Source organism: Wolbachia endosymbiont of Cylisticus convexus (assembly GCF_003344345.1).
In genome coordinates, this window is record NZ_QPIP01000170.1 from 1 (window position 1) to 1,768 (window position 1,768).

The 1,768-nt window shown below is 35.0% G+C and carries 3 protein-coding genes and 1 pseudogene; 3 read left to right on the forward strand and 1 reads right to left on the reverse strand.

Annotated elements, in window-relative coordinates; genetic code table 11:
* Positions 1-852, reverse strand: an 852-nt coding sequence (locus Wcon_RS09810; RefSeq protein ID WP_114517906.1) for an IS4 family transposase, incomplete at its 3' end; no start/stop codon positions are given.
* A 222-nt stretch (positions 853-1,074) separates the two neighbouring features.
* Here Wcon_RS09810 and Wcon_RS09815 point away from each other — a divergent pair.
* The 3 genes and pseudogenes from Wcon_RS09815 to Wcon_RS13160 form a co-directional block, all read left to right on the forward strand.
* Positions 1,075-1,440: a transposase gene (locus tag Wcon_RS09815; RefSeq protein WP_114517957.1), complete on the forward strand. Its 366-nt coding sequence runs from the start codon at positions 1,075-1,077 to the stop codon at positions 1,438-1,440.
* A 20-nt stretch (positions 1,441-1,460) separates the two neighbouring features.
* The gene (locus Wcon_RS13155) at positions 1,461-1,643 is read left to right on the forward strand and encodes a hypothetical protein (protein ID WP_410543477.1); all 183 of its coding nucleotides are present in this window, start codon (positions 1,461-1,463) and stop codon (positions 1,641-1,643) included.
* A pseudogene (locus Wcon_RS13160) lies at positions 1,574-1,768 on the forward strand (transposase); the annotation flags it as partial. The gene Wcon_RS13155 and the pseudogene Wcon_RS13160, both read left to right, overlap by 70 nt.

Here is a 1,768-nt window from a genome sequence, read left to right on the forward strand (position 1 = left end):
TAACTCTTTATACCTTATGTGCCTTTTAGGCGGATCCATCATAAACTTCCCAAACTTAACCTCTAAACATGCTGTTCTTTTTGGCTTATTATCTCTTGCAGGGATTTCAATTTCTATTGTACCAATGCTAGAGAAGTCTTCAACAAATTTCCATAATTTTTGTTTATCGTTGGAAAATCTGGATTTTCTATTTATATCTCGATCTTTGGAAGCTCTTACTAAAACTGCTGAGTTAAGATTACGTGCAAGTTCAAAAAATTCATAAATATCTGCCTCTCTATCACATACAGTTATAGCTTCAGTTTTAGTTGAGTCTATAATGCTATCTGTTTTCTTTAGGCTTTCTAGCCACTTTATACTTTCTTTATCTTCAATATGTGCTCTTTTACGATTCCTCTCTTTTAGCTCTTTGGCTTCTTCAGAAACAGGTGGTCTCGAGTAAATTTTTTGATCTAGTATTCCTAATGCCAAGCCTTCTGTACTAACAGCAAAAGCTGTATGCAGCATAACACCCTTACTACGTTTTCTTGAGATAATTCCCAACCCACTTGTTTTTTTATGGCCCGTGTATGAAATACAACTTGTATCTTGAATTACAAGAATCTTTTTATGAGCTTTTATTCTTTCAACAGTTTTTGTAGTATGTGAAGCTAGAATATCGCTTTCTTTCACGTTCTCATTTTGAAAAAAACGATATGCCCATTTTGCTTCTGACCAACTTCCACATGCCTGATTAATTGAGCTTTCAGGTAAATTTATTAAACTATCAGCAATATTCGCCAATCGGTCAGTTAGTCTTTTATCTCCAAGTGTCGCATCTCCAAATTCATTTTTAGCCCATTCACTTGCCATTTTTATACCCTCAATATTTGCAAACTTTAATATTCTAATACTTTATTTATAAGTCCATTTATATTTGTGGGTAATAGTAAGGCTCTAAAATGAAAAGTATGCTTGGCAAATATAAGAGCAAAGGTTTAAATGATCAAGATGCATGCATATCAAATAAGAACCTGTCTTGAAAGGGAATGAAGAAAAGAGTATGATGAGGTAAGCAAAAAATAGGAGGGTAAGTTGTATCCAAGTGATATAAGTGACAAGGAATGGGAAATTTTAGAGCCCTATGTTGCACAAGGAGCGATAGGACGACCAAGAAAACATAACACCAGAACAATTATTAATGCAATAAGGTATATAATGAGGGGTGGTTGCCAGTGGAGAATGCTACCAAAAGATTTTCCTCCATGGAAAACGGTGTATGACTATTTTCTCAGGCGGCGTAATAATGGAAAATTGAAAAAAATACATGACATGCTAGTAAAAGAGGTAAGAAAAATGGTTGGTAAAAATGAGACACCTTCAGTAGGTATAATTGACAGTCAATCAGTGAAAACGACTCAAAAAGGGGATCAAGAGGATATGATGCCGGTAAAAAAATAAAGGGTAGAAAACGCCATATTATTGTAGATACACTAGGTCTTGTAATTACTGTAGAAGTACACAGCGCAAGCATTCAGGACCGTGATGGTATCTTTTTGTTCAAGCTAAATGCAAAGCTCCAACATTACGTAGGTTTTTTGCTGACCAAGGATACAAAGGTAAATTACAAAATCGATGTTTGTTGGAAACTGGATGTTTGCTAACGATTACCAAGAAATTGGTTGATACAGGATTTCAAGTTATTCCTAAACGTTGGATTGTAGAACGAACCTTTGCCTGGCTTTCCAATTTTAGACGCATGAGCAAGGATTACGAACATTCTCCTCTT